22 protein-coding genes are annotated in these 25835 nt (G+C 71.4%); 15 read left to right on the forward strand and 7 right to left on the reverse strand.

What is annotated here, in order from left to right:
- Positions 1-8: 8 nt before the first annotated feature.
- The 6 genes from DAE25_RS00750 to DAE25_RS00775 all read left to right on the forward strand — a co-directional run bounded on the left by DAE25_RS00750 (position 9) and on the right by DAE25_RS00775 (position 7844).
- A complete protein-coding gene (locus tag DAE25_RS00750; protein ID WP_107764364.1) occupies positions 9-1163 on the forward strand; it encodes an acetyl-CoA C-acetyltransferase in 1155 nt (384 codons plus the stop codon).
- Positions 1160-1933: an enoyl-CoA hydratase/isomerase family protein gene (locus DAE25_RS00755; protein ID WP_159083505.1), complete on the forward strand. Its 774-nt coding sequence runs from the start codon at positions 1160-1162 to the stop codon at positions 1931-1933. Before DAE25_RS00750 ends, DAE25_RS00755 begins: the two co-directional genes overlap by 4 nt.
- Positions 1934-2062: 129 nt before the next feature.
- Entirely contained in the window at positions 2063-2734 is a 672-nt protein-coding gene (gene npdG / locus DAE25_RS00760; protein ID WP_107764366.1) for an NADPH-dependent F420 reductase, read from the forward strand.
- Positions 2721-3410, forward strand: a complete 690-nt coding sequence (cofC, locus tag DAE25_RS00765; RefSeq protein WP_107764884.1) for a 2-phospho-L-lactate guanylyltransferase — start codon at positions 2721-2723, stop codon at positions 3408-3410. Before npdG ends, cofC begins: the two co-directional genes overlap by 14 nt.
- Positions 3407-5941: a bifunctional FO biosynthesis protein CofGH gene (locus DAE25_RS00770; protein ID WP_107764367.1), complete on the forward strand. Its 2535-nt coding sequence runs from the start codon at positions 3407-3409 to the stop codon at positions 5939-5941. Before cofC ends, DAE25_RS00770 begins: the two co-directional genes overlap by 4 nt.
- A 34-nt stretch (positions 5942-5975) precedes the next feature.
- Positions 5976-7844 carry an alpha-amylase family protein gene (locus DAE25_RS00775; protein WP_107764368.1) on the forward strand — a complete coding sequence of 623 codons (1869 nt, stop codon included), beginning with the start codon at positions 5976-5978 and terminating at the stop codon, positions 7842-7844.
- Between the two features lie 131 nt (positions 7845-7975).
- Here the strand turns inward: DAE25_RS00775 and DAE25_RS00780 are convergent, their stop codons facing one another.
- From DAE25_RS00780 to DAE25_RS00795, 4 genes are all read right to left on the reverse strand, one after another.
- A complete protein-coding gene (locus tag DAE25_RS00780; RefSeq protein ID WP_107764369.1) occupies positions 7976-8674 on the reverse strand; it encodes a VOC family protein in 699 nt (232 codons plus the stop codon).
- Positions 8675-8818: 144 nt separating this feature from the next.
- A complete protein-coding gene (locus DAE25_RS00785; RefSeq protein WP_107764370.1) occupies positions 8819-9856 on the reverse strand; it encodes an NAD(P)-dependent alcohol dehydrogenase in 1038 nt (345 codons plus the stop codon).
- Positions 9857-9989: 133 nt separating this feature from the next.
- On the reverse strand, positions 9990-10880 hold the full coding sequence (locus DAE25_RS00790; RefSeq protein ID WP_107764371.1) for a helix-turn-helix transcriptional regulator: 891 nt from the start codon (positions 10878-10880) through the stop codon (positions 9990-9992).
- A gap of 16 nt (positions 10881-10896) precedes the next feature.
- Positions 10897-11574 carry a GntR family transcriptional regulator gene (locus tag DAE25_RS00795; RefSeq protein ID WP_199907380.1) on the reverse strand — a complete coding sequence of 226 codons (678 nt, stop codon included), beginning with the start codon at positions 11572-11574 and terminating at the stop codon, positions 10897-10899.
- Positions 11575-11668: 94 nt separating this feature from the next.
- Here DAE25_RS00795 and DAE25_RS00800 point away from each other — a divergent pair, with 94 nt between their 5' ends.
- The 5 genes from DAE25_RS00800 (at position 11669) to gabT (ending at position 18892) form a co-directional block, all read left to right on the forward strand.
- On the forward strand, positions 11669-12835 hold the full coding sequence (locus DAE25_RS00800; RefSeq protein ID WP_107764373.1) for a mandelate racemase/muconate lactonizing enzyme family protein: 1167 nt from the start codon (positions 11669-11671) through the stop codon (positions 12833-12835).
- 75 nt (positions 12836-12910) lie between these two features.
- Positions 12911-14299: an NAD(P)/FAD-dependent oxidoreductase gene (locus tag DAE25_RS00805; protein WP_107764374.1), complete on the forward strand. Its 1389-nt coding sequence runs from the start codon at positions 12911-12913 to the stop codon at positions 14297-14299.
- A gap of 46 nt (positions 14300-14345) precedes the next feature.
- On the forward strand, positions 14346-15998 hold the full coding sequence (locus DAE25_RS00810) for an amidohydrolase (RefSeq protein ID WP_107764375.1): 1653 nt from the start codon (positions 14346-14348) through the stop codon (positions 15996-15998).
- A gap of 103 nt (positions 15999-16101) precedes the next feature.
- The gene (locus DAE25_RS00815; RefSeq protein ID WP_107764376.1) at positions 16102-17532 is read left to right on the forward strand and encodes a flavin monoamine oxidase family protein; all 1431 of its coding nucleotides are present in this window, start codon (positions 16102-16104) and stop codon (positions 17530-17532) included.
- Between the two features lie 4 nt (positions 17533-17536).
- The gene (gene gabT / locus DAE25_RS00820; RefSeq protein ID WP_107764377.1) at positions 17537-18892 is read left to right on the forward strand and encodes a 4-aminobutyrate--2-oxoglutarate transaminase; all 1356 of its coding nucleotides are present in this window, start codon (positions 17537-17539) and stop codon (positions 18890-18892) included.
- Positions 18893-18896: 4 nt separating this feature from the next.
- Here the strand turns inward: gabT and DAE25_RS00825 are convergent, their stop codons facing one another.
- Entirely contained in the window at positions 18897-19370 is a 474-nt protein-coding gene (locus DAE25_RS00825; RefSeq protein ID WP_056887454.1) for an Lrp/AsnC family transcriptional regulator, read from the reverse strand.
- 159 nt (positions 19371-19529) lie between these two features.
- Between DAE25_RS00825 and DAE25_RS00830 the strand changes: the two genes are divergently transcribed.
- The 4 genes from DAE25_RS00830 to DAE25_RS00845 are packed head-to-tail and all read left to right on the forward strand — an operon-like array spanning position 19530 to position 23585.
- Positions 19530-20753, forward strand: a complete 1224-nt coding sequence (locus DAE25_RS00830; protein WP_234410759.1) for a polyamine ABC transporter substrate-binding protein — start codon at positions 19530-19532, stop codon at positions 20751-20753.
- The gene (locus DAE25_RS00835; protein ID WP_107764378.1) at positions 20753-21871 is read left to right on the forward strand and encodes an ABC transporter ATP-binding protein; all 1119 of its coding nucleotides are present in this window, start codon (positions 20753-20755) and stop codon (positions 21869-21871) included. The genes DAE25_RS00830 and DAE25_RS00835 overlap by 1 nt, the downstream gene beginning before the upstream one ends.
- Positions 21868-22785 carry an ABC transporter permease gene (locus tag DAE25_RS00840; RefSeq protein ID WP_234410760.1) on the forward strand — a complete coding sequence of 306 codons (918 nt, stop codon included), beginning with the start codon at positions 21868-21870 and terminating at the stop codon, positions 22783-22785. The genes DAE25_RS00835 and DAE25_RS00840 overlap by 4 nt, the downstream gene beginning before the upstream one ends.
- Positions 22782-23585: an ABC transporter permease gene (locus DAE25_RS00845; protein ID WP_082600274.1), complete on the forward strand. Its 804-nt coding sequence runs from the start codon at positions 22782-22784 to the stop codon at positions 23583-23585. The genes DAE25_RS00840 and DAE25_RS00845 overlap by 4 nt, the downstream gene beginning before the upstream one ends.
- A gap of 200 nt (positions 23586-23785) precedes the next feature.
- On the opposite strand, the gene DAE25_RS00850 is transcribed toward DAE25_RS00845, so the two are convergent.
- A complete protein-coding gene (locus DAE25_RS00850) occupies positions 23786-24301 on the reverse strand; it encodes an AAA family ATPase (RefSeq protein WP_107764379.1) in 516 nt (171 codons plus the stop codon).
- Positions 24302-24377: 76 nt separating this feature from the next.
- Positions 24378-25778, reverse strand: coding sequence for an aspartate aminotransferase family protein (locus DAE25_RS00855; RefSeq protein WP_107764380.1), 1401 nt, complete (start codon positions 25776-25778; stop codon positions 24378-24380).
- Positions 25779-25835 lie beyond the last annotated feature (57 nt).

Raw genomic sequence — 25835 nt, forward strand, 5'->3', positions numbered from 1 at the left:
GAGGCACCATGAACAACGCATACATCGTCGCAGCCGCCCGCACGCCGGTCGGCAAACGAGGCGGGGGTCTGGCCTCGGTCCACCCGGCGGACCTGGCCGCGCACGTCCTGCAGGAGCTGGTGCAGCGCTCGGGGATCGACGCCGGGTTGGTGGACGACGTGATACTGGGGTGCCTCGACAACATCGGGCCGCAGACCGGTTGCATCGCCCGCACGGCATGGCTTGCCGCAGGCCTGCCGACCCACGTCCCGGGTGTCACCATCGACCGCCAGTGCGGTTCGTCGCAGCAGGCCGTGCACTTCGCCGCACAGGCAGTAATGAGCGGGACCGCCGACTTCGTGGTGGCCGGGGGTGTGCAGAACATGAGCATGGTGCCGATGGGCACTTCGCAGCGCGCCGGGGCCGAGATGGGACTGGGCGACGACCCCTTCCGCTCCTCGGTCGGCTGGACACAGCGGTACGGCGACCGGCCTGTCAGCCAGTTCCATGGGGCCGAGGCGATCGCGGAGCGCTGGTCGATCAGTCGCGAGGAGATGGAGGAGCTCGCTCTGGAGAGTCACCGTCGCGCGGTCGCGGCCATCGACGACGGCCTCTTCGAGGAGGAAATCGTGCCGTGGGGTGACCTCTCCACGGACGAAGGCCCCCGGCGCGACAGCAGTCTCGAGACCATGGCGGGCCTGCGTACTCTGCAACCGGGCGGCCGACTGACCGCCGCAGTGTCCAGCCAGATCTCCGACGCAGCCTCGGCAGTGCTGGTGGCCGGCGAGCGCGCAGTGCAGGAGCACAGTCTCCAGCCGCTGGCGCGCGTGCACCACCTGTCGGTAGTAGGCTCTGACCCTCACCTGATGCTGACCGGTCCCATCGCTGCCACCCGCCGGGCTCTGGAACGCACCGGACTGTCCCTCGAGGACATCGGGGTGGTCGAGGTCAACGAGGCCTTCGCGTCCGTTGTCCTCGCCTGGGCCCGCGAGCTGGACGCTGACATGGAGACGGTGAACGTCAACGGTGGCGCCATCTCCCTCGGACACCCGATCGGCGCCAGCGGCACGCGCCTGATGACGTCGATGATCTCGGAGATGCGCCGCCGCGGCAGTAGGTTCGGGCTCCAGGTGATGTGCGAGGGCGGCGGACAGGCCAACGCCACCGTGCTGGAGCTCGTGTGACTCCCGAGCGGGTGCGGCTTGAGGTCGACGGCCGCCTCGCCGTTGTGAGGCTGACCGGGGCGGAGAGACGCAACGCGATCGACCTCGCCTTCGTGCAGCAGCTGGACGAAGTGACCGATGAGCTGGCCCGGCTCGGGGACGATGGCAGGGTGGACTGCGTCCTGATCGCGAGTGAGGGCAGGCACTTCTGCGTCGGCGGGGACCTGGGCGACTTTCCCGGCGACCCAGCCGCCGCGCCCCCGCACGTCTTGCGAATGGCCGGTTACGCGCACCGGGGCATGGGCCGTCTGCACCGGTTGCCGATTCCGGTAGTGGTGCGTGTCCAGGGTGCCGTGGCCGGTGCCGGGCTCGGCTTCGTCCTTGCGGCTGACGTGGCAGTCGGCGGCCGCGGGGCGACCTTCACCCCGGCGTACGCCGCTGTCGGCCTCACCCCCGATGCGGGCGTGAGCTGGCACCTGCCCCGAGTCGTCGGTACCCGGCGGGCGAGCGACTGGCTGCTGACCAACCGCCGGCTCGGTGCCGAGGAGGCATGTGCGTGGGGGATCTTGGGTCGTGTGGTCGACGACGTAGACCTCGACCGCGCCGTCGAGGATGTCATGTCTTCCATGCTGGCACTGCCCGGCGAAGTACTGCGTGAGACCAAGCGCCTGGTGCGTGAGGCGGACGGCTGCGACCTGACCCCGCACTTAGCCGCCGAGGCCGAGGCCATCTCGAAGCTGGCCGGGAGTCCCCGGGCCATCGAGCGGATGGCTGCTTTCCTCGGCAGATGAGCACCGACCGCTGCCCCTGCTCCTCCAGCCAAGTCCATCAAGTCGACGAGAGGTACTGCCCATGTCCGAGATCGTCCCGCCACCCAGCGCCTGCACCGTCGACTCCGCCGCACCGGGGAGGGGTTCGCGATGAGCGAGACCGTGTCCATACTGGGTGGCACCGGCAACCTGGGGTACGGCTTGGCCCTGCGGTTGGGTCGAGCCGGTGTGTCGGTGGTGATCGGCTCGCGGTCGTCGGAGCGGGCGGAGCAGGCTGCGGAGCGCGCGGCCGTCGCCGTGCCTGACGGTGAGTTCCGTGGTGGGTCCAACGAAGCCGCGGCCGCGGCCGCAGACCGGGTCGTCGTGGTGGCTGTTCCCTTTGCGAACCAGGTGTCGACCTTGAAGTCGGTGGCGGGGGAGCTGCGCGCGGGGCAAGTCGTGCTCGACGCGACGGTGCCACTCGGACCGGCGGTGGGTGGCAGACCGACGCAGTTGATTGGTGTGTGGAGCGGCTCGGCGGCCCAACAGGCGCGCGGCGCGGTCCCCGACCACATCGGTGTCGTGTCGGGTTTGCACACCCTCAGCGCAGCGACCCTGGAGAGGCTGGACGAGTCTTTGGACCAGGACACCCTCGTCTGCGGCGACTCGGCGGAGGACAAGAGGGTCGTGACGGAGGTTCTTGCCAACATCGACGGTCTACGCGTCGTGGATGCGGGCCGACTTGAGATGAGCAGGATGGTGGAAGGTCTGACGCCCCTGCTGATCGGAATCAACATCCGCAACAAGACGCACGCCGGGATTCGAGTTGTTGGGCTCTCCTGAAGGCGACTTCAGGGTCGTCGTCCCGGTCAAGGAGCTGCGGCACGCCAAGACACGGCTCGAGGTGGACGAGGCGACACGTCACCGACTGGCGCTGGCGTTCGCCGTGGACACGGTCGAGGTGGCGCTGGGGGCACGGTGGGTTGGGGAGGTCGTGGTGCTCACCCGGGACCGGCAGGTGGCCCGGGAGGTCGGGAGGCTCGGCGCGAGGTCCATGCGCCCCGGGGGGACACGGGAGCTCAACTCCGAGCTCCGGTGGGCTCTTCGTCGGCTGGGGGTGGGGTCGCGACGGCCTACGGCGGTACTGATGGCGGACCTGCCGGCCCTGCGGGCGTGCGAGCTCGATCACGTGCTGGGTGACGCCCGCGCCGGTGGGGACGTGGTGTTTGTCGAGGATGCGTGGGGCGGTGGCACGACCCTGCTGGCCGGTCCCAGCGGTGGCCTGGTGCCCCGGTTCGGTGGCCGCTCCGCGAGCCGCCACCGTGAGGTCGGCGCCCGAGGGGTGCGCCTGGAGCTGCCGGGTCTGCGCTGCGACGTGGATGACGTGCGCTCCTTGTCTGCAGCGGTCGAGCATGGCCTCAACCCACGCGCGAAGAGCGTGGTTGAGGCCATGTCCCTCGAGCCCCACACCCGGCCGACGGAAGCTCCCTCGCGCGGTCGCGAGAGGATGGGCGCATGACCGACACGGTGCCCACCCCGCAGCAGGTACGTCGGGCGCTCGCGCGCGCCGAGCGGGGTGCGGCCCTCGACGTGGACGAGGCCGCGGTGCTGCTGGCGGCAACCGGTGAGGACCTCGACCGGCTGACGGCCGTGGCTGCGCGGGTGCGCGACGCCGGGCTGGTGGCCGCGGGTCGGCCGGGCGTGGTGACGTACTCACCGAAGGTGTTCATCCCGGTGACCCGGTTGTGCCGGGACCGTTGCCACTACTGCACGTTCGTGGAGTCGCCGGCGCAGGCGGAGCGTGGGGGGCGGGCGCCGTACCTGTCGCCGGACGAGATCGTGGCGATCGCCCGCGAGGGTGCCGAGCTGGGGTGCCTGGAGGCGCTGTTCACCCTGGGCGACCGTCCTGAGGAGCGGTGGCCCGAGGCGCAGGCGTGGCTGGACGAGCAGGGTTATGACTCGACGCTGGCCTACGTCCGGGCGATGGCGGTGCGGGTGCTGGAGGAGACGGGGCTGCTGCCGCACCTCAACCCGGGTGTCATGTCGTGGGAGGAGATGACGCGCCTCAAGCCGGTCTCCCCGTCGATGGGGATGATGCTGGAGACGACCTCGCAGCGGCTCTTCGAGACCAAGGGGCTGGCGCACTTCGGGTCACCGGACAAGGACCCCGAGGTCCGGTTGCGGGTGCTCGAGGACGCGGGCCGGTTGTCGGTCCCGTTCACCTCCGGGCTCCTGGTCGGGATCGGCGAGACCCTGGCCGAGCGCGCCGAGACGGTGTTCGCTCTCCGCGCGGTGGGGCGCCGGTACGGCGGGCTGCAGGAGGTCATCGTGCAGAACTTCCGGGCCAAGCCCGACACCGCGATGCGCCACGTCGACGACCTCGGGCTCGACGAGTACCGCGCCGCGATCGCGGTCACCCGGATCGTGCTCGGGCCGAAGGCGCGCGTCCAGGCGCCGCCCAACCTGACCGACACGGACGAGTGCCGGTTGCTCCTCGATGCCGGCATCGACGACTGGGGTGGGGTGTCGCCGCTGACGCCGGACCACGTCAACCCGGAGCGGCCGTGGCCGTCGCTGGAGCGGTTGCGTGCGCTGACCGCGGAGGCCGGGCTGGAGCTGCGGCCGCGGCTGACGGTGCACCCGGAATACGTGCTGGCGGGGGAGCCGTGGCTCGACCCGCGGGTCGCGGCCCACGTGGCGGCGCTGGCCGGGCCCGACGGCCTGGCCCGTGACGGCGTACGTCCGAGCGGCCTGCCGTGGCAGGCCCCCGACGGAGGCCTGGAGTTCCACGGCGACGGTCGGGGCCGGGTCGACCTGCACGCGAGCATCGACACCGAGGGCCGGACCGAGGACCGGCGGGCCGACTTCGACAGCGTGTACGGCGACTGGGACGAGCTCCGCACGAGCGTCGCCGCCCGCGGATCCGCCAGCGAGAGCGCACTGACCGGCGACAGCTGGGCCGCGTTGCGCGCCGCCGAGGCGGACCCGGCGGGCCTGACCGACGACCAGGCTCTGGCCCTGATGACCGCCGAGGGCGACCTGCTGGAGCAGGTGTGCCGGTTGGCCGACGACCTGCGCCGCGACACCGTGGGCGAGGACGTGACCTACGTCGTCAACCGCAACATCAACTTCACCAACGTCTGCTACGTCGGGTGCCGGTTCTGCGCGTTCGCCCAGCGGCGCACGGATGCGGATGCCTACTCGTTGTCGCTGGACCAGGTCGCGGACCGGGCGGTCGAGGCGTGGGAGCTGGGTGCGACCGAGGTCTGCATGCAGGGCGGCATCGATCCCGAGCTGCCCGGCACGGCCTACTTCGACCTCGCCGCCGCGGTGAAGGAGCGCGTGCCGGGCATGCACGTGCACGCGTTCTCCCCGATGGAGATCGTCAACGGCGCGACCCGCACCGGCCTGTCGGTCGAGGACTTCCTGATCCGGGCCAAGGAGTCCGGCCTGGGCTCGATCCCCGGCACCGCGGCGGAGATCCTCGACGACGAGGTGCGTTGGATCCTGACCAAGGGCAAGCTGCCGACCCGGACCTGGATCGACGTGGTCAGCACGGCGCACCGCGTGGGGCTGCCGTCGAGCTCGACGATGATGTACGGCCACGTCGACAACCCCCGCCACTGGGTGCAGCACCTGCGGGTGCTGCGCCGGATCCAGGACGAGACCGGTGGGTTCACGGAGTTCGTGCCGCTGCCGTTCGTGCACACCTCCTCGCCGATCTACCTCGCCGGCGTCGCGCGCCCGGGCCCGACGATGCGCGACAACCTCGCGGTCCACGCGATGGGCCGGATCATGCTGCACGGCTCGATCCGCCACATCCAGACGAGCTGGGTCAAGCTCGGCGTCGACGGCACCCGGGCCATGCTCCGCGCCGGTGCCGACGACGTGGGCGGGACGCTCATGGAGGAGACCATCTCCCGGATGGCCGGCTCCGAGCACGGCTCGGCCAAGACCATCGCCGACCTCCACGAGATCGGGGAGGGCATCGGGCGCCCGATGCGCGAGCGCACCACGACGTACGGCGTCCCGACCCGCGCCGCTGTCTGACCCCCACGCCGCGCCCGTGCGGTTGGATGTCTCCATGTCGGTCCCGCCGCCTGACCTCGCCGAGCTCCTGGGAGCCCTCCCGTCCCACCGCCGCGAGCTCTTCGAGGCCCGGGTCGAGCGCTGGTGGCCGGACCTCCTCGACGGCCTGTCGGTGTACGCCGACCCGGCCGCGGTGGGCGAACGGGTCGTCGCCCTCGCCGCGCGCGCCTTCGAGGAGCGTGACGACGAGCTGCACGCCCTCGACCTGCGCCGCACCCTGGCCCCGGACTGGTTCCAGCGACCGGAGGCCGTCGGCTACGCGGCGTACGTCGACCGCTTCGCCGGCGACCTGCGCGGGGTGGCCGACAAGGTGGGGCACCTCCAGCGCATCGGCGTCACCTACCTCCACCTGCTGCCCTTGCTCAAGCCGCGGCCGGGCGACAACGACGGCGGCTACGCGGTCATGGACTACCGGAGCATCCGCGAGGACCTGGGCACCATGGAGGACCTGCGCGACCTGACCGGCACCCTGCGCGGCGAGGGGATCTCGCTGTGCCTCGACCTGGTGCTCAACCACGTCGCCGCGGAGCACGAGTGGGCGGTGCGCGCCCGGGCGGGGGAGCAGCGCTACCGCGACTACTTCCACGTCGAGGCGGACCGGGCGGCCGTGGACGCCTGGGAGGCGACGCTGCCCGAGGTGTTCCCGGACTTCGCGCCGGGCAGCTTCACCTGGGACGACGACCTCGAGGCCTGGGTCTGGACGACCTTCAACAGCTGGCAGTGGGACGTCAACTGGGCCAACCCCGACGTCTTCTGCGAGTACGCCGACATCGTGCTCCACCTGGCCAACCACGGCGTGGAGGCGATCCGGCTCGACGCCATCGCGTTCACGTGGAAGCGCCTCGGCACCGCCTGCCAGAACCAGCCCGAGGTGCACGCCCTCACCCAGGCCCTGCGCACGGTCACCCGCCTGGCCGCCCCCGCCACCATCTTCAAGGCGGAGGCGATCGTCGGGCCGCGCGACCTCGTGCAGTACCTCGGGAAGGGCCGCCACCACGGCAAGGTCAGCGACCTCGCCTACCACAACGGGCTCATGGTGCAGGTCTGGTCGATGCTCGCCGCAGGCGACGTCCGGCTGGCCACCGAGGCGCTCCAGCGGCTCGACCCGATCCCGGCCTCGACGGCCTGGATCACCTACGTCCGCTGCCACGACGACATCGGCTGGGCCATCGACGACGGCGACGCCGCGGCCGTCGGGCTGGACGGGTGGAGCCACCGCTCGTTCCTCGCGGACTTCTACAGCGGCGACTTCCCCGGCTCGTGGGCGCGCGGGCTGGTCTTCCAGCACAACCCCGCGACCGGCGACCGACGCATCTCGGGCACGCTGGCCAGCCTCGCCGGGCTCGAGTGCGGAGACCCGCTCGCCGTGGACCGGATCCTGCTGGCCCACGCGGTGGTGCTGGGTTGGGGCGGCCTGCCGGTGCTGTGGATGGGTGACGAGGTGGGGCTGCTCAACGACCCCGACTGGGCCGACGAGCCCGGGCACGAGGGCGACAACCGGTGGGCGCACCGCCCGCGCATGCCCTGGCCGGTCGACGAGGACGGCGAGCTCCTCCAGCGCGTACGACGCCTGGTCCGGGCCCGCGCGGCGACCCCGCACCTGCACGCCTCGACCGGCACCACGGTGCTCGACCCCCACGACACCGGCGTCCTGCTGACCCTGCGCGAGCACCCGCTGGGCCCGATGGTCAGCGCCTACAACGTCACCGCGACCGAGCGCTGGGTCTGGGGCGACCGGCTGCGCGACCTCGGCCTCGACCCCGACCGCTGCGTGGACCGGGTCAGCGGCGAGCCGCCCCACCTCGCGGGGCCGGGCGACGTACGCCTGCGCCCCTACCAGGCGGTCTGGCTCACCGCCGGCTGACGAGCGCGCGGACCGAGCCGAGTGAGCACGACGTAGGCAGTTGGTGGACGGCAGCTCTCGGCCCCGCGTGGCGATGTCGATCGGCACGCGAACTGCCTTCGTTGTGCACGCCCGAGGCCCGCCCGGGCGGGTCAGCGGAGGGACAGCCGGAGCTCGTTGCCGTCCGGGTCGGCCAGCACCGCGGCGTCGTCGACGCGCTCGAGCACGGTCGCGCCGAGCGACACGAGCCGCTCGACCTCCGCAGCGAGGTCACCGGACGTGACGAGGTCGAAGAACATCCGGTTCGGCCCGTGCTTCTCGTTGAGCGGCGGCCCGCCCCACGCGATCTTGGGTCCGCCGTGGGGTGACCGGATCGCGGTCTCGCCGTCCTGCTCCCAGACCAGCGGCCAGTCGAGGGCCGCGGCCCAGAAGTGGCCGACCTCCGGGGTGCCGTCGCAGGCGACCTCGCCGAGGAACCCGCAACCCGCCATCCAGCCGTTGCCGGCCTCGATCACGCAGAACTCGTTGCCGTCGGGATCGGCCAGCACGACGTGGTCCTCCTCCGGCAGCTGGCCGACGTCGAGGTGCCGGGCTCCGAGGTCGAGGGCCCGCTGCACGGTGAGCGCCTGGTCCTGCGGCTCCGCGCTCCCGAGGTGGAGGTGCACCTGGTTGAGCCCGACGCGGGGGTGCGTGGCCGGCACGAACCGCAGCCCGAAGCCCGTGTCGTCGGTGGGCACCAGCTGGGTCGTCGAGTCGGGGGACACGTCCCAGCCGAGGAGGTCGACCCAGAAGCGGGCCAGCCGGTCGGGGTCGGTGGCACGGATGGTCAGCGCCTCGAGTCGTGCGGTCACCGGGTCTCCTCCGAGCGGGACGGCATCACGCCTCGGAGGCTAGGCGTCGTACGGCGCGCACGCGAGCGACTTTGCCCCGGACGCACCGGAGCCCCCGCACCCACGAGGGTGCGAGGGCTCCGGGGAGCGACGGCGACGAACGACTCAGAAGGTCTTCGCGTCGATGACGAACCGGTAGCGGACGTCGGAGGCGAGCACGCGCTCGTACGCCTCGTTGATCTGGTCCGCCTCGATGACCTCGACCTCGGAGACGATCCCGTGCTCGGCGCAGAAGTCGAGCATCTCCTGCGTCTCGGCGATGCCGCCGATCATCGAGCCGGAGTAGGACCGACGGTTGGTGAGCAGCGCGAAGACGTTGAGGCTCAGCGGCTCGGCCGGGGCGCCCACGTTGACGAGGGAGCCGTTGACGTCGAGGAGGCCGAGGTAGGCGCTCACGTCGATCTTGGCGCTGACCGTGTTGATGATCAGGTCGAACGAGCCGGCGAGCGACTCGAACGTGTCGGGGTCGCTGGTCGCGTAGTAGTGGTCGGCGCCCAGGCGGAGGCCGTCCTCCTGCTTCTTCAGCGACTGCGAGAGCACGGTGACCTCGGCGCCCATCGCGTGGGCGATCTTGACGGCCATGTGGCCGAGCCCGCCGAGGCCGACGACCGCGACGCGCTTGCCGGGGCCGGCCTGCCAGTGCTTGAGGGGGGAGTACGTCGTGATGCCGGCGCAGAGCAGCGGCGCGGCGGCGGCGGGGTCCAGGCCCTCGGGGACGGACAGGACGTACTCGTCGTTCACGACGACGTGGGTGGAGTAGCCACCCTGGGTGACGGTGCCGTCGCGGTCCTCGGCGCCGTAGGTGCCGACCATGCCCTCGACGCAGTACTGCTCGTCGCCGCGCTGGCAGTTGGCGCACTCGCCGCAGGAGTTGACCATGCAGCCGACGCCGACGGTGTCGCCGACGGCGTGGCGGGTGACCTCGGGGCCGACCTCGGTGACGGTGCCGACGATCTCGTGGCCGGGGGCCAGCGGGTAGGACTGGGGACCCCAGTCGCCGCGGACGGTGTGGATGTCGGAGTGGCAGATGCCAGCGTGGGTGATCTCGATCAGGACGTCGTGGGCGCCGACGTCGCGGCGGGTGATCTGGGTACGGGCGAGGGCCTCGCCCTCGGCGGGGGCAGCGAATGCTGTGACCTGCATGGGTGCTCCTTGGGGGTGGTGTGACGGCTTACGTCCGGTCCCAACGACGTGGCGCCGGGATCGATGCCCGGTCTGGGGGGTACCAGCACTACCCCCTCCGTCCCGCGACGCTGCGGGCCCCGCGGCGGGAGGGTCAGGTCGTTGCCGCGGTCTCGGTGGCGAGATCCTCCTGCGAGGCCGCCCACGAGGCGAGCAGGCGCAGTCCGTCGGCCGAGGGCGTGCCGGCCGGGGCGGTGTGGACGACGAGGTGGAGGCCGGGTGCGGAGGCGAGCTCCATCGACTCGAAGTCGAGGTCGAGCTGCCCGACGGCGGGGTGGCGCAGCCGCTTGCGACCGCTGCGGTGGAACTGCACGTCGTGCGAGGCCCAGCGCTGGCGGAAGAGCTCCGAGCTCGTCGAGAGCCGGCCGACCAGCTCGATCAGCGCCTTGTCGTGCGGGTTCTTGCCCGCCTCGAGCCGGAGCATCGCGGCGGCGTCGTTGGCGATCTTGTCGTAGTCGACGAAGAACTCCTCGGCGGCCTCGCGTTGCAGGTAGACGAAGCGCGTGGTGTTGGCCGGGCGCTCGGGATCGGCGAGCACCGGGCTGTAGAGGGCGCGGGCCAGCTGGTTCATCGCGACGATGTCGTGGCGACCGTTGCGCACCCAGGCCGGGGCGTCGGTCATGGCGTCCAGCACCTGCTGGATCGCCGGGCGCACGCTGACGGGCGCGGCCCGGCGGCGTCGCGTCGTACCGGCTCCGCTCTCCCTGGCCAGGGCGAGGAGGTGGGTGCGCTCCGCCTCGTCGAGCTGGAGCGCCCCGGCGAGGGCCTCGAGGACGCCCTCGGATGCGCCGGCCAGGCTGCCGCGCTCCATGCGCACGTAGTAGTCGACCGAGACCCCGGCCAGCATCGCGACCTCCTCGCGGCGCAAGCCCTTGACCCGTCGGTTGCCGCCGTACGCCGGGAGGCCGGCCTGCTCGGGCGTGATCCGGGCGCGCCGGGTGCTGAGGAAGTCGCGGATCTGCGCGCGCAGGTCGGTCGTGGCCATGGGTCCACGGTAGGCCTCAGCTGCTGAGCGCCTCCTCGCCCGCCTCGGTGGCGAGCGCGGTGGCGGTCAGGCTGTGGTCGATGTGGCTGCGCATGAGGGCGGCCGCCTGGTCGGCGCCCCCCGCCACGACGAGCTCGACGAGGCGGCCGTGCTCCTCGAAGTCGCGGGTGCGCGGCTCCGCGCCCGGGGGCAGCTCGAGCCCGGCGCGGCGGTAGCGGTCGGACCGGTCCCAGAGCCCGTCGAGCAGCGCGATCAGCACGGTGTTGTGCGACGCGACGTACAGCGCGCGGTGGAGGTCACGGTGCGCGACGAGCGCGGCCTCGCCCCACTGCTGGGTCACCGGCAGCAGCCGGCCCAGGGCCTCCTGCATGCGCTCGATGTCGGCATCCGTACGCCGCGTGGCCGCGAGCGCGACCGCCTCCGACTCGAGGGCGCGCCGGGTCTCGAAGAGCTCGCGGGCCTCGTCGGCGTCCATGGGGGCGACGCGGGCGTTGCGGTGGGCGTCGAGGTCGATGAGCCCCTCGCCGCTGAGACGGCGGATCGCCTCGCGCAGCGGGGTGATGCTGATGCCCAGCTCGTCGGCCAGGACGTACTGCATCAGCTTGGAGCCGGCCTCCAGGCGACCGTCGAGGATGCGGGCGCGGAGCTCGGCGTACGCGACGTCGCTCTTGCTGGAGTACACGTTGTCGACCACCTCCAGACCTTATAAGACCGACTTGCGGACCGTGTGGGCTGCGGCCTATCGTGCGGATCTCACATCTTATAAGATCCGCGGAAGGGTTACCCCGATGAAGATCGTCTCCGTCCACGAGGGCGTCATCCCGATCAGCTCGTCGATGAGCAACGCGTTCATCGACTTCAGCACGATGGACTGCTCCATCGTCGCCCTCGTCTCGGACGTGGTCGTCGACGGCGAGCCGCTCGTGGGCTACGGGTTCAACTCCAACGGCCGCTACAGCGCGGGCGACATCCTGCGCCGACGGATCCTGCCGCGCCTCACCGACGCCCCGGCCGACAGCCTGCTCGACGACGGCGGCGAGCTCTCGCCGACGCTGGCGTGGGACGTGATGATGCGCAACGAGAAGCCGGGCGGCCACGGCGAGCGCTCGGTCGCGGTCGGTGTCGTCGACATGGCGCTGCACGACCTGGCCGCCAAGGCCGCCGGGGTCCCTCTCTACCGCTGGATCTCCGACCACTACGGCGACGGGGAGCCCGACGAGTCGGTCTTCGTCTACGCCGCCGGGGGTTACTACGCGCCCGGCAAGACCGACCGCGACCTCCAGGACGAGATGCGGGGCTTCCTCGACGCCGGCTACGAGGTCGTCAAGATGAAGATCGGTGGCGCCGACCTCGCCGAGGACCTGCGGCGCATCGAGGCCGTCATCGAGGTGCTCGACGGCGACGGTTCGCGCCTCGCGGTGGACGTCAACGGCCGCTTCGACCTCGACACCGCGCTGGCCTACGGCCGGGCCCTCGAGCCCTACGGCCTGTTCTGGTACGAGGAGGTCGGCGACCCGCTCGACTACGGGCTCAACGCCACGCTGTCGGAGCACTACCGCCACCCGATCGCCACCGGGGAGAACCTCTTCTCCCTCCAGGACGCGCGCAACCTCGTGCGGTACGCCGGGATGCGGCCCGACCGGGACTGGATCCAGGTCGACCCGGCGCTGAGCTACGGACTCGTCGAGTACGTCCGGATCCAGGACATGCTGCGCCAGCACGGCTGGTCCTCGCGGCGGTGCATCCCGCACGGCGGGCACCAGTTCTCCCTGCACATCGCGGCCGCCCTCAAGCTCGGTGGCAACGAGTCCTACCCCGGGGAGTTCCGGCCCACGGGTGGCTTCGCGGACGACGCGGTCGTCGAGGGTGGCCGCGTGTCACCGGGGGAGCGCCCGGGCATCGGCCTGGAGGGGAAGGCCGTCTTCCACGAGGTCCTGCGCGGATTGCACGCCTGATCCACCGCCGGTCCGCCGGTGCGCCGCGACGGGTCGCCTCTGGCGGGACGACCGCCGAGGTGCCAAGGTCGTCCCGTGCAGAGCGAGGGTGCCGGACCGACCAACGGCGGAGTGTCCTTCTGGTGGAGCCAGGTCGGTACGCCGACGCCACGGCCGCCGCTGCCCGGCTCCACCGACGCCGACGTGTGCATCGTCGGAGCCGGCTACACCGGGCTGTGGACGGCGTACTACCTGAAGCGGGCGCAGCCGGACCTGCGGGTCGTCGTGCTGGAGGCGCGGTTCGCCGGGTACGGCGCGTCGGGGCGCAACGGCGGCTGGCTCACCAACAGCGTGACCGGCGGGCGCGAGCAGTACGTCCGCGCCGGTGACCGCGGCCCGGCGATCGCGCAGCAGAAGGCGCTCAACGAGTCGGTGACCGAGGTGATCGAGGTCGCGGAGCGCGAGGGGATCGACGCCCACATCGTCCGCGGCGGCGAGCTCGAGGTGGCCCGCAACGCGGCGCAGCTCGCCCGGTTGCGGGCGAAGGCCGCCTCCGAGGCGACGTGGCCGCACACGGACACCGAGCTGCTCGACGCCACCGCGACGTCCGAGCGCGTGGCGGTGGCCGGGGCGGTCGGCGGACTCTGGCACCCGCACTGCGCCACCCTCCACCCGGCGCGGCTCGTCGCGGGTCTCGCCGCCGCGGTCGAGCGGCTCGGCGTGACGATCCACGAGGACACCCCCGTCACCGCCATCGAGGAGGGCCGGGCGCTGGCCGGACGCGGCGACGTCCGGGCCCGTCACGTCATCCGGGCCACCGAGGGCTTCACGCCGGGGCTGGCCGGCGAGCGGCGGACCCTGCTGCCGATGAACTCCAGCCTGGTGGTCACCGAGCCCCTCCCGACGGACGTCTGGGACAGCATCGGCTGGCACGGCCGCGAGGCGCTGGGCGACTTCGCGCACGCCTACATCTACGCCCAGCGGACCGCCGACGACCGGATCGCCTTCGGCGGCCGCGGTGTCCCCTACCGCTACGGGTCGCGCACGGACACGGACGGCGCGACCCACCCGGAGACGATCGGCACGCTGACGGGCCTGCTGCGCACCTTCTTCCCCGCCGCCCGCGACGCCGCGATCGACCACGCCTGGTGCGGCGTCCTGGGCGTTCCGCGCGACTGGTCGGCCTCCGTCGGCCACGACGCCCGCACCGGCCTGGGCTGGGCGGGCGGGTACGTCGGGACGGGCGTCACCGCCACCAACCTCGCCGGCCGCACCCTCGCCGACCTGGTCCTCGGCCACGACACCGAGACCACCCGGCTGCCGTGGGTGGGGCACCGGGCGCGCCGCTGGGAGCCCGAGCCGTTGCGGTGGCTGGGCGTCCAGGCCCTCTACCGCGCCTACCACGCCGCCGACCGCCAGGAGGCGTCCGGCCGGCCCACCACCTCGCCCCTCGCCCGGGCGGCCGACGTCGTCGCCGGCCGTTGACGGACCCCTGTCCGACCTGCCGCCGAGACCCCACGATCGGAACTCCATGGACCGCACCGACACCCGCCCCGGCGACCTGCTCCTGCGCGACGCGCCGCTCTACCGCGACGGACGCTGGGACGGCGACTGCCTCGTCGTACGCGACGGCCTGATCGCCGGTCTCGGCAGCCACGACGACGTCGCCCACCTCGTCGGCCCCGACACCCGGGTCGAGAGCCTCGCCGGGCGCTGGCTGCTGCCGGCGTTCCACGACGCCCACGTGCACCCGGTGCAGGCGGGCACCGAGCTGAACCTCTGCAACCTCACCGACCTCGGGACCATCGAGGAGTACGTCGAGCGGGTCGCGTCGTACGTCGCCGCGCACCCCGACCGCCCGTGGGTCACCGGTGGCGGCTGGTCGATGGACGCCTTCCCCGGCGGGGTCCCCACCGCAGACCTGCTGGACCGGGCGTGCCCGGACCGTCCGGCATTCCTGCCCAACCGCGACCACCACTCCGCGTGGGTCAACACCCGCGCGCTCGAGCTGGCCGGCATCGACGCGCACACGCCGGACCCGGCGGACGGGCGGATCGAGCGCGACCCGGACGGGCGACCGACCGGTGCGCTGCACGAGGGCGCGATGGACCTCGTCGCCGCCCACGCGCCGAAGGCGACGCAGGAGGAGCTGATGGCCGGGTTGATGACCGCGCAGCAGCACCTCCACTCGATCGGCATCGTCGGCTGGCAGGACGCCCTGGTCGGCGCCGGCCTCGGCATGCTCGACTCCCTGGACACCTACCTCGACGCCAGGCGGTCCGGAAGGCTGACCGCCAAGGTGGTGCTGGCGCTGTGGTGGGACCGCGAGCGCGGCATCGAGCAGGTGCCCGAGCTCGTCGAGCGCCGGCGCCGGGCGGCCGAGGCCGGGGTGCGCGCGACCAGCGTCAAGATCATGCAGGACGGCGTGTGCGAGACCCACACGGCCGCGATGCTCGACCCCTATCTCGACGCGCACGGGCACGCCACCGACAACCGCGGCCTCTCCTTCATCGCCGCCGACGACCTCCAGGCGTACGTCGCGGCGCTGGACGCCGAGGACTTCCAGGTGCACGTCCATGCCCTCGGCGACCGCGCCGTACGCGACAGCCTGGCGGCCGTCGAGCACGCCCGCACGGTCAACGGCCCGCGCGGCAACCGCCACCACTTCGCGCACCTGCAGGTCATCGACCCCGCCGACGTGGCCCGCTTCGCCGCCCTCGACGTCACCGCCAACGCGCAGCCGCTGTGGGCGTGCCGCGACCAGGCGGTCGAGGAGCTCACGCTGCCCTTCGTGTCCGAGACCGCACGCCAGCAGCAGTACGTCTTCGGGTCGCTGCTGCGCGCCGGCGCCCGGCTCGCCTGCGGCAGCGACTGGCCGGTCTCCGAGGCCGATCCGCTGCGCGGGATGCACGTGGCGGTCAACCGCCGGTCGCCCGACATGGGCCCTGGCGACGAGCCCCTGCTCCCCGACGAGGCGCTCACCGTCGTCGAGGCGCTGGCCGGCTACACCACCGGCTCGACCTACCTCAACGGCCTCGAGGACGTCTCCGGCCGCCTCGAGGTCGGGTACGCCGCGGACCTGGTCGCCGTCGACGCCGACGTCCTCGGCGGGGACCCGATGGCCCTGGCCCGGACCCGGGTCACGCACACCTGGGCGGACGGCCGTCCGGTGTTCGAAGCATGATCGACGCACTGTTTCGGGGGTCAATCATGCCGATTGTTACGCATTCCATCGGTGAAAGGATCCCGAGGCGACGAAATCGGTGGTCTGAGGCTAGGCTGACGCCATGACCCACCAGATTCCCCAGCGCGACGCCTCCGCCGCGGAGGCCGTCGACGTCGACGTGGTGGTCACCGGCGCCGGCGTCACCGGGCTCACCGCCGCGCGCCGGCTGCGTGCGGCCGGCCGGAGCGTGCTCGTCGTCGAGGCCCGGGACCGGGTGGGGGGCCGGCTGCTGACCGACGACGTGGACGGTGTCCGCCTCGAGGTCGGCGGCCAGTGGGTGTCGCCGGACCAGACGGCCCTGCTCGCGATGCTCGACGAGCTCGACCTCGCGACGTACCCCCGCCACCGCGAGGGCGAGTCGGTCTACGTGGGTCGTGACGGCGTCCGCCGCACCTTCACCGGTGACGCGTTCCCGGTCCCGGCGGAGACCGCCGCGGAGGTCGACCGGATCACCGCGGAGCTCGACCGGCTGGCCGCGGGGATGGATCCGCTGGCGCCCTGGGAGCACCCCGACGCCGAGGAGCTCGACCGCGTCACCTTCGCGGAGTGGCTGGTGCGCCAGACCGACGACGTCGAGGCGCGCGACAACATCGCGCTCTACGTCGGGCCGGCGATGCTGACCAAGCCGACCCACGCCTTCTCCGTGCTCACCGCGGTGCTGATGGCCGCCAGTGCCGGGGGCTTCAGCAACCTCGTCGACGCCGACTTCATCCTCGACCGCCGCGTCGTCGGCGGGCTCCAGGAGGTGCCGCTGCGCCTCGCCGAGGGGCTGGGCGACGCCGTCCGCGTCTCCACCCCGGTGACCGCGATCGGCTGGGACGACGACGGTGTCACGGTCACCGCCCCCGACCTCACGGTCACCGCCCGGCGCGCGCTGCTCGCCGTCCCGCCCACCCTGGTGGGGCGCATCGCCTTCACCCCCGCCCTGCCTGCCGGCCACCAGCAGATGCGGCAGCACCAGTCCTTCGGGCTGGTCATCAAGCTGCACATCACCTACGAGACGCCGTTCTGGCGCGACGCCGGCCTGTCCGGCACCGCGTTCAGCCCCTACGCGCTGGTGCACGAGGCCTACGACAACACCAACGAGGACGTCCCCGGCGAGACCCGCGGCACCCTGGTCGGCTTCGTGTCCGACGAGCAGGCCGACGCGTTGCTCGCGCTGCCGGACGACGAGCGCCGCCGCCGCGTCCTGGAGTCGCTGGCCGGCTACTACGGCGAGCATGCCCTGCACCCGGTCGGCTACTACGAGAGCCCCTGGATGCACGAGGAGTGGACGGCCGGCGCCTACGCCACCAGCTTCGCCACCGGTTCGCTCACCCGCTTCGGCCCGCTGACCCGTGAGGACGTCGGTCCGCTGTCCTTCGCCAGCAGCGACATCGCCGGCCTCGGCTTCCAGCACGTCGACGGCGGCATCCGCATGGGCGAGGCCGCCGCCGAGCGGATCCTCGCCGTCCCGTCCCCGCTCCGTCCCGTCGCAGACCCCGAGAGGTAGACCCATGACCAGCACCGAGAGCCGCCCCGCCACCGCCCCCGTCTCCGGGTCGCGCCGCCTCGTCACCGAGCTCCCCGGCCCGCGCTCGCGCGAGCTCGCCGCGCGCAAGTCCGCCGCGGTCGCCTCCGGCGTCGGCACGATGATGCCCGTGTACGCCGTGCGCGCGCACGGCGGCGTCGTCGAGGACGTCGACGGCAACGTGCTGATCGACCTTGGCTCGGGCATCGCGGTCACCACGGTCGGCTCGAGCGCCCCGCGGGTCGTCGCGGCGGTGCAGGAGCAGGTCGCGGCCTTCACCCACACCTGCTTCATGATCACGCCCTACGAGGGGTACGTCGCCGTGGCCGAGCGGCTCAACGAGCTGACCCCCGGCGACCACGACAAGCGCAGCGTGCTCTTCAACTCCGGCGCCGAGGCCGTCGAGAACGCCGTCAAGATCGCCCGCACGCACACCGGCCGGCAGGCGGTGGTGGCGTTCGACCACGCCTACCACGGCCGCACCAACCTCACGATGGCGATGACGTCCAAGTCGATGCCCTACAAGCACGGCTTCGGCCCGTTCGCGTCCGAGGTCTACCGGGCGCCGCTGTCCTACCCCTTCCGCGACGGCGGGCTGTCGGGCGCCGAGGCGGCGGCCCGGGCCATCGACCTCATCGACAAGCAGGTCGGCGCGGCCAACCTGGCCGCGGTCGTCATCGAGCCGATCCAGGGCGAGGGCGGATTCATCGTGCCCGCGCCCGGCTTCCTCCCGGCGCTCGCCGAGTGGTGCCGCGACAACGGCGTCGTCTTCGTCGCCGACGAGGTCCAGACCGGGTTCGCCCGCACGGGCGCGATGTTCGCCTCGGAGCACGAGGGTGTCGTGCCGGACCTCATCGTCACCGCGAAGGGCATCGCCGGCGGGCTGCCGCTCTCGGCCGTCACCGGTCGCACGGAGATGATGGACGCCGTCCACGCCGGCGGTCTCGGGGGCACGTACGGCGGCAACCCGCTCGCCTGCGCCGCCGCGCTGGCCGTGATGGACACGATCGTCGAGGAGGGCCTCGTCGAGCGGGCCGGCCAGGTCGAGCGCATCCTCACCGAGCGCCTGGAGCGGATCCGCACCGCCGACGGCCGCGTCGGCGACATCCGCGGTCGCGGCGCCATGATGGCGGTCGAGCTCGTCGAGGCCGGCACCAGCACCCCAGACCCCGCCACGGCCAAGGCCGTCGCCGCCGAGGCGCACCGGCAGGGTGTCGTGGTGCTCACCTGCGGCACCTACGGCAACGTCCTGCGCTTCCTCCCGCCGCTGGCCATCTCCGACGACCAGCTGCACGAGGCCTTCGACGTGCTCGACGCGGCCTTCGCCGCGACGGCCGGCTGAGCTCTCAGCGCACGCCCCACGAGTAGGTCTGCTTGCGCAGGCTGAGGTACATGAACGTCTCGGTGGCCACCACGCCGTCGACCGTGCGGATGCGCGTGGAGATCAGGTCGAGCAGGTGGTCGTCGCTCTCGCAGACGACCTCGACGAGGAGGTCGAAGGACCCGGCGGTGATGACGACGTAGTCGACCTCGTCGAGGGCGGTGAGCGCGTCGGCGACCGGCTCCAGTGGGCCCTGGACTCGGACGCCGACCATGGCCTGGCGGGCGAAGCCGAGCTCCAGCGGGTCGGTGACGGCCACGACCTGCATGACGCCGCCGTCGATGAGGCGCTGGACGCGCTGTCGCACCGCTGCCTCGGAGAGGCCCACGACCTTGCCGATGGCGGCGTACGAGCGACGGCCGTCCTGCTGGAGCTGCTCGATGATCGCCTTCGACACGTCGTCGAGGTGCACCGGTGGCTTCTCCTGGTTCCGAGTCATGGGCCGAACTCTGGCAGGACGAGAGCCCCAGAGCAAAGGAATCGCGCCAGAAAACAAGCGATTTCGTTGCGGGGAGGTTTCGTTTCGACTGGATCCCTTGTGGAGGCGGGGTTCCTTTGACACGATCCACTTCGAATCACCGGACCACGAGGAGTGCGCATGCCCACTGACCAGCCGTCCCTGGATGCGATGCTGCGAGCCGCTCGCAGCAATGTCGCAGGGCGTCCACTCGGTCGCCGCAACGTCCTGCGGGGCGCGTCGCTGGCCGCCCTCGCGCTCGGGGCGCCGAGCCTCCTCTCCGCCTGCGGCACCGACTCCCAGGTGCAGAGCGCGGAGACGTGCGAGAGCACCGACATCTCCGCCGAGGAGAAGGAGCTGGTCTTCTCCAACTGGCCCGAGTACATCGACCGCAAGGGCAAGGCGATGCCCACGCTCGAGCAGTTCCAGTCGGAGTCGGGGATCTCGGTCACCTACAACACCGACGTCAACGACAACAACGACTTCTTCGGCAAGGTGAAGGACCAGCTCGGCAGCTGCGAGCCCATCGGTCGCGACATCATCACGCTCACCGACTGGATGGCCGCCCGGATGATCGGCCTGGGCTGGATCCAGGAGCTCGACAAGGCCAACATGCCCAACGTCGAGGCCAACCTCGCCCCCGACCTGCGGTCGCCCTCGTGGGACTCCGACCGCACCCGCAGCGTGCCGTGGCAGTCCGGCGTGACCGGGATCGCCTACAACTCGAAGTACACCGACGAGGTCGGATCGTTCGAGGAGCTGATGACCCGCGGCGACCTCAAGGGCAAGATCAGCCTGCTGTCCGAGATGGGCGACACGATGCTGTTCATGCTGCTGCTCGAGGGCGCAAACCCGGAGGACTTCAGCTCCGAGGAGTGGTCGGCGGCGATCGGCCGCCTCGAGGGCTACGTCAGTGCCGGCCAGGTCCGCCGCTTCACCGGCAACGACTACATCCGCGACCTCAACGCCGGCAACATCGTGGCCTGCGAGGCGTGGTCCGGTGACGTGATCGCGATGCAGTACGACAACCCGGACATCAAGTGGGTCGTCCCCGAGGAGGGCCTCTCGCTCTGGTCCGACAACATGCTGGTGCCCAACAAGGCCGACCACAAGGCCAACGCCGAGGCCCTGATGAACCACTACTACGACCCCGAGGTGGCGGCGACGCTGGCCGCGTGGGTCAACTACATCTGTCCGGTCGCCGGTGCCCAGGAGGCGATGGAGAAGATCGACCCGTCGCTCGTGGACAACCCGCTGATCTTCCCGGACGAGGCCTTCCTCGCCAACGCGTACGGCTTCATGGAGCTCGACGAGAAGACGCGCCAGCAGTACGACAAGGACTTCGCGAAGGTGATCGGCGCCTGATGGGCACCGACCTGCAGCTGACGTCGGTCACCAAGCGGTTCGGCGCGTTCACGGCCGTCGACGACCTCGACCTCACCGTCCCCCAGGGCTCGTTCTTCGCGCTGCTGGGCCCGTCGGGCTGTGGCAAGACCACGACCCTGCGGATGGTCGCCGGTCTCGAGGAGCCCACCACCGGCACGATCATGCTGGGCGAGGACGACATCACCCGCCTCAAGCCCTACAAGCGGCCGGTCAACACGGTCTTCCAGAGCTATGCGCTGTTCCCGCACCTCACCATCGGCGACAACGTCGCCTTCGGCCTCAAGCGCCAGGGCAAGAAGGACGTCGCCGCGAAGGTCACCGAGATGCTCGCCCTGGTCGAGCTGGAGCACCTCGCCAAGCGCCGTCCCGGCCAGCTCTCCGGTGGCCAGCAGCAGCGAGTGGCGCTGGCGCGGGCCCTGATCAACCAGCCGCAGGTGCTGCTGCTCGACGAGCCCCTCGGTGCCCTCGACCTCAAGCTGCGCCGGCAGATGCAGCTGGAGCTCAAGTCCATCCAGACCGAGGTCGGGCTGACCTTCGTGCACGTCACCCACGACCAGGAGGAGGCCATGACCATGGCCGACACGGTCGCGGTGATGAACGAGGGCCGCATCGAGCAGCTCGGCCCGCCCGAGGAGCTGTACGAGGCTCCCGCCACGACCTTCGTGGCCAACTTCCTCGGCCAGTCCAACCTGGTCTCCGGCTCGGTCGCCGGGGCCAGGGGCGACGTGATCGACCTCGACGTCCAGGGCACCCGCGTCGTGGCCGACAAGGCGCGCGCGAGGGTGACGAGCGGCGAGGTCTGGGCCGGCGTACGTCCCGAGAAGGTCTACCTCAGCTCAGCCGGCCACGACGACGGCTCGGGGGTCAACACCCTCTCCGACGGCGTGGTGAGCGACGTCAGCTTCGTGGGCGTCAGCACGCAGTACCTCGTGCGGATGGCCTGGGGCCAGGAGCTCACCGTCTTCGAGCAGAACACCGGCGCCCGCGAGCGGTTCCGCGCCGGCGACAAGGTCGACCTGCACTGGCGCCCGGAGCACACGTTCCTCCTCGACGCCTCCCAGGACGCCTCGGCAGGGGTCGAGCGGGAGGACGCGTGAGCGCCGCAGGGCACATCTCCTCCCTGGGTCCCGCGGAGGCCCAGCTCGACGGGCCGCCCGACCCGGAGGGACAGAAGCGGGGCTGGGCCGGTTACCTCCTGCTGCTGCCCGGCGGGCTGTGGCTGCTGCTGTTCTTCGTGGTGCCCACCGTCACCCTCGTCGCGACCAGCCTCTACGACCCCGCGGGCTCGCTGCAGCTGGGCTACCAGATGACGTGGCACTGGCAGAACTACGTGGACGCGCTGCAGGACTACGGGCCGCAGTTCGTGCGCTCGTTGATCTACGCCAGCATCGCCACCATCGCCTGCATCCTGCTGGGCTTCCCGCTGGCCTACGCCATCGCGTTCAAGGCCGGTCGCTACAAGAACCTCATGCTGGTCGCGGTGATCGCCCCGTTCTTCACCAGCTTCCTGATCCGCACGCTGTCGTGGCAGTACATCCTCGGCGACAACGAGCCGCTGGTCTCGCTGCTCCGCACCCTGCACATCCTCGGTCCCGACGGGTACCTGCTGGCGACGCCGTTCGCCGTGGTCACCGGGCTGACCTACAACTTCCTCCCCTTCATGGTCCTGCCGCTCTACGCCTCGCTGGAGAAGATCGACCCGCGCCTCATCGAGGCCGGCGCCGACCTCTACGCCTCGCCCATCACCACGTTCCGCACGGTCACCCTGCGGCTGGCCATGCCGGGCCTGGTCGCGGGCACCCTGCTCACCTTCATCCCGGCGGCCGGTGACTACATCAACTCGGAGCTGCTGGGCAACCCGCAGACCCGGATGGTCGGCAACGAGATCCAGGACCTGTTCGGGGCCGGTGACTACCCGACGGCGGCGGCCCTCTCGGTGACGCTGATGTCGGCGATCGTGCTGCTCGTCTTCCTCTACGTACGCCGCGCCGGCACCGAGGAGCTCGTGTGAACACCTTCTCCCGCTGGCTCGGCGACCGGCTCGTGCTCATCCTGGGCCTGCTGGTGCTGCTCTACATGTTCGTGCCGATCTTCGTCGTGATCCTGATGAGCTTCAACGCACCGGGCGCCCGCAACAGCTACACCTTCAACGGCTTCACGCTCGACAACTGGCTCAACGTCTGCGAGCCCTTCCAGCTCTGCTCCTCGTTGCGCACCAGCATCGAGATCGGCCTCCTGGCCACTCTCGGCGCGACGATCCTCGGCACGCTGATGGCCTTCGCGATGGTGCGGCACCGCTTCCGTGGGCGATCGTCGGCCAACCTCTTCGTCTTCCTGCCGATGGCGACGCCGGAGATCGTGATGGGCTCCTCGCTGCTGGCGCTCTTCGTCAACGCGGGCTTCGCCGGGGCGCTGGGCTTCGGGACCATCCTGATCTCGCACATCCTGTTCTGCCTGTCGTTCGTCGTGGTGACGGTCAAGGCCCGGCTCTCCGGTCTCGACCCGCGCCTCGAGCAGGCCGCGGCCGACCTCTACGCCAACGAGTGGCAGACGTTCTGGCGGGTCAGCTTCCCGCTGGTCTTCCCGGGCATCCTCGCCGCAGCGCTGCTGTCCTTCTCGCTGTCCTTCGACGACTTCATCATCACCAACCTCAACGCCGGGCAGGAGGTCACCTTCCCGATGTTCGTGTGGGGCGCCAACCAGCGCGGCATCCCACCGCAGATCAACGTGATCGGCACGATCATGTTCTTCATCGCGCTGCTCGTCGTGGTGCTGGGGGAGATGGCGAGCAGGCGGCGCGCGGGCCGCTGACGGTTGCGCGCGTCGTACACACGCGGACACAAGCCCTGCGGCGTACGACGCGGGCGCGCGCCGCGGCGCCCGTCACCGTGGTTGTGTCCGCGTGTCTACGCGACCGCCGCTGTCCTCCGGCGGGCGGTGTCGGGCCACGCTGGAAGATCCGACGGCTGTGGGGCGTCGGATCTTCCACGCTGACGGGCATGCCGAGGTCGTCAGGGCCAGCCGCAGTCGGTCTCGATGCGACGGACGGTGTCGTCCAGGGAGCACTCGGGGCCGAGCAGCTCCTCGTCCAGCCCGGCGATGCGAGCATCGCCGTACCACCACTCGCGCATCTCGGTCTCGCCGAACTCCGACGCCTTGTCCTTGGTCGTGTGCCGCCGCAGGGTCTCGTCGAAGGGCAGTTCCCAGAAGTAGGCCCGGGTGGATCCACCGTGGTCGCGCACCAGCCGCAGCAGCATCTCGGCGTACCGGTCCGGGTGCAGGATGCCCTCCACGACCACCGAGTAACCGGCGTCGAGCGAGTACCGCGCCATCAGGTCCATCAGTGCGATCGCCGGGTTGCCCGCACGGTCGTGGGCCCAGAGCACGTCCCGGCGTACGACGTCCTGCGACACGACGGCGAGGTGGCCCCGACCCCGGCGCCGCTGCAGCGCACGGGCGACCGAGGACTTGCCCGACCCGCTGTTGCCTCGCAGGATCACCAGGCGGGTCTCCGGGCTGCCGATCACCCGCGGATGCTCCCACGGCGCGCGGCAGACGGCCCGGCAGCCCCCCGGCCCCCGGGCCGTCCCGCCCGCGAGAAGCTCAGAGCATCGAGTGGGCCTTGTCGAGGACGACGCGGAGGATCTGCTCCATCTCCTCGAAGTGCTCGGGCCCGCAGATGAGCGGCGGGGCGAGCTGGACGACCGGGTCGCCACGGTCGTCGGCACGGCAGTAGAGGCCCTCGGCGTACAGCTGCTTGGACACGAAGCCGTAGAGGATGCGCTCGCACTCCTCGTCGGTGAAGGACTCCTTGGTCGCCTTGTCCTTGACGAGCTCGATCCCGTAGAAGAAGCCGTCGCCGCGGACGTCGCCGACGATCGGCAGGTCCAGCAGCCGCTCCAGGATGGCCCGGCAGCGGGGCTCGTTCTCCCGGACGTGCTCGAGGACCTTCTCCTCCTCGAAGAGCTGCAGGTTGCGCAGTCCGACCGCGGTCGAGACGGGGTGGCCACCGAAGGTGTAGCCGTGGGCGAACGACGCCTTGTCGGCCAGGAAGGGCTCGATGAGGCGCTCGGTGGCGATCATCGCGCCGAGGGGCGCGTAGCCGGAGGTGAGGCCCTTGGCACAGGTGATCATGTCGGGCATGTAGTCGTAGCGCTCGGCACCGAACATGTGGCCGAGCCGCCCGAAGGCGCAGATCACCTCGTCGGAGACGAGCAGGACGTCGTACTCGTCGCAGATCTCGCGCACCCGCTGGAAGTAGCCGGGCGGGGGCGGGAAGCAGCCGCCGGCGTTCTGCACCGGCTCGAGGAAGACGGCGGCGACGGTGTCGGGGCCCTCGTTCTCGATGGCGATGGCGATCTGGTCGGCGGCCCAGCGGCCGAAGGCCTCGGGGTCGCTGCCGTCGTGGTGGCCCGAGGTGATCTCGGAGGCCCGGTAGGCGTTGGTGTTGGGCACCCGGAACGTCGAGGGCACCAGCGGCTCGAACTGCTGCTTGAGCAGCGGCAGCCCGGTGATGGACAGCGCGCCCTGGGTGGTGCCGTGGTAGGCGATGGCCCGGCTGATGACCTTGTGCTTCATCGGCTTGCCGACCATCTTGAAGTAGTTCTTGGCCAGCTTCCACGCCGTCTCCACCGCCTCGCCGCCGCCGGAGGTGAAGAAGACGCGGTTGAGGTCGCCGGGCGCGTACGACGCGATCTTCTCGGCGAGCTCGATGGCCGGCGGGTGCGCGTAGGACCACAGCGGCATGAACGCCAGCTCGCGGGCCTGGGCGGCCGCGGCGTCGGCGAGCTCGGTGCGGCCGTGGCCCAGCTGGGAGACGAAGAGGCCCGCCAGTCCGTCGAGGTACCTCTTCCCCTTCGCGTCCCACAGGTAGGCGCCCTCACCCCGGACCATCACGGGCACGTCCATGTCGGCGTACTGCCCCTGCCGGGTGAAGTGCAGCCACAGGTGGTCCTTGGCGGCCTGCTGGAGGTGGTCGTAGTCGGGGTGGCGAGCGTCAGTCATGGCCTTATCGTGCTCGTCCACACCGCTCTCACGCAAGCGATCCGTGCGTTCTGTGTC

Origin of the sequence: Nocardioides terrigena (assembly GCF_003047265.1) — a bacterium.
Lineage (GTDB): Bacteria > Actinomycetota > Actinomycetes > Propionibacteriales > Nocardioidaceae > Nocardioides > Nocardioides terrigena.

Bases quoted from the DNA above. Each gene is read 5' to 3' on its own strand.
- npdG (WP_107764366.1), top strand. From the start codon at position 2,063: ATGAGCGAGACCGTGTCCATACTGGGTGGCACCGGCAACCTGGGGTAC.
- gabT (WP_107764377.1), top strand. From the start codon at position 17,537: ATGACCAGCACCGAGAGCCGCCCCGCCACCGCCCCCGTCTCCGGGTCG.
- DAE25_RS00810 (WP_107764375.1), top strand. From the start codon at position 14,346: ATGGACCGCACCGACACCCGCCCCGGCGACCTGCTCCTGCGCGACGCG.
- DAE25_RS00750 (WP_107764364.1), top strand. From the start codon at position 9: ATGAACAACGCATACATCGTCGCAGCCGCCCGCACGCCGGTCGGCAAA.
- DAE25_RS00785 (WP_107764370.1), bottom strand. From the start codon at position 9,856: ATGCAGGTCACAGCATTCGCTGCCCCCGCCGAGGGCGAGGCCCTCGCC.
- DAE25_RS00815 (WP_107764376.1), top strand. From the start codon at position 16,102: ATGACCCACCAGATTCCCCAGCGCGACGCCTCCGCCGCGGAGGCCGTC.
- DAE25_RS00835 (WP_107764378.1), top strand. From the start codon at position 20,753: ATGGGCACCGACCTGCAGCTGACGTCGGTCACCAAGCGGTTCGGCGCG.
- DAE25_RS00825 (WP_056887454.1), bottom strand. From the start codon at position 19,370: ATGACTCGGAACCAGGAGAAGCCACCGGTGCACCTCGACGACGTGTCG.
- DAE25_RS00770 (WP_107764367.1), top strand. From the start codon at position 3,407: ATGACCGACACGGTGCCCACCCCGCAGCAGGTACGTCGGGCGCTCGCG.
- DAE25_RS00855 (WP_107764380.1), bottom strand. From the start codon at position 25,778: ATGACTGACGCTCGCCACCCCGACTACGACCACCTCCAGCAGGCCGCC.
- DAE25_RS00830 (WP_234410759.1), top strand. From the start codon at position 19,530: ATGCCCACTGACCAGCCGTCCCTGGATGCGATGCTGCGAGCCGCTCGC.
- DAE25_RS00775 (WP_107764368.1), top strand. From the start codon at position 5,976: ATGTCGGTCCCGCCGCCTGACCTCGCCGAGCTCCTGGGAGCCCTCCCG.
- DAE25_RS00800 (WP_107764373.1), top strand. From the start codon at position 11,669: ATGAAGATCGTCTCCGTCCACGAGGGCGTCATCCCGATCAGCTCGTCG.
- DAE25_RS00790 (WP_107764371.1), bottom strand. From the start codon at position 10,880: ATGGCCACGACCGACCTGCGCGCGCAGATCCGCGACTTCCTCAGCACC.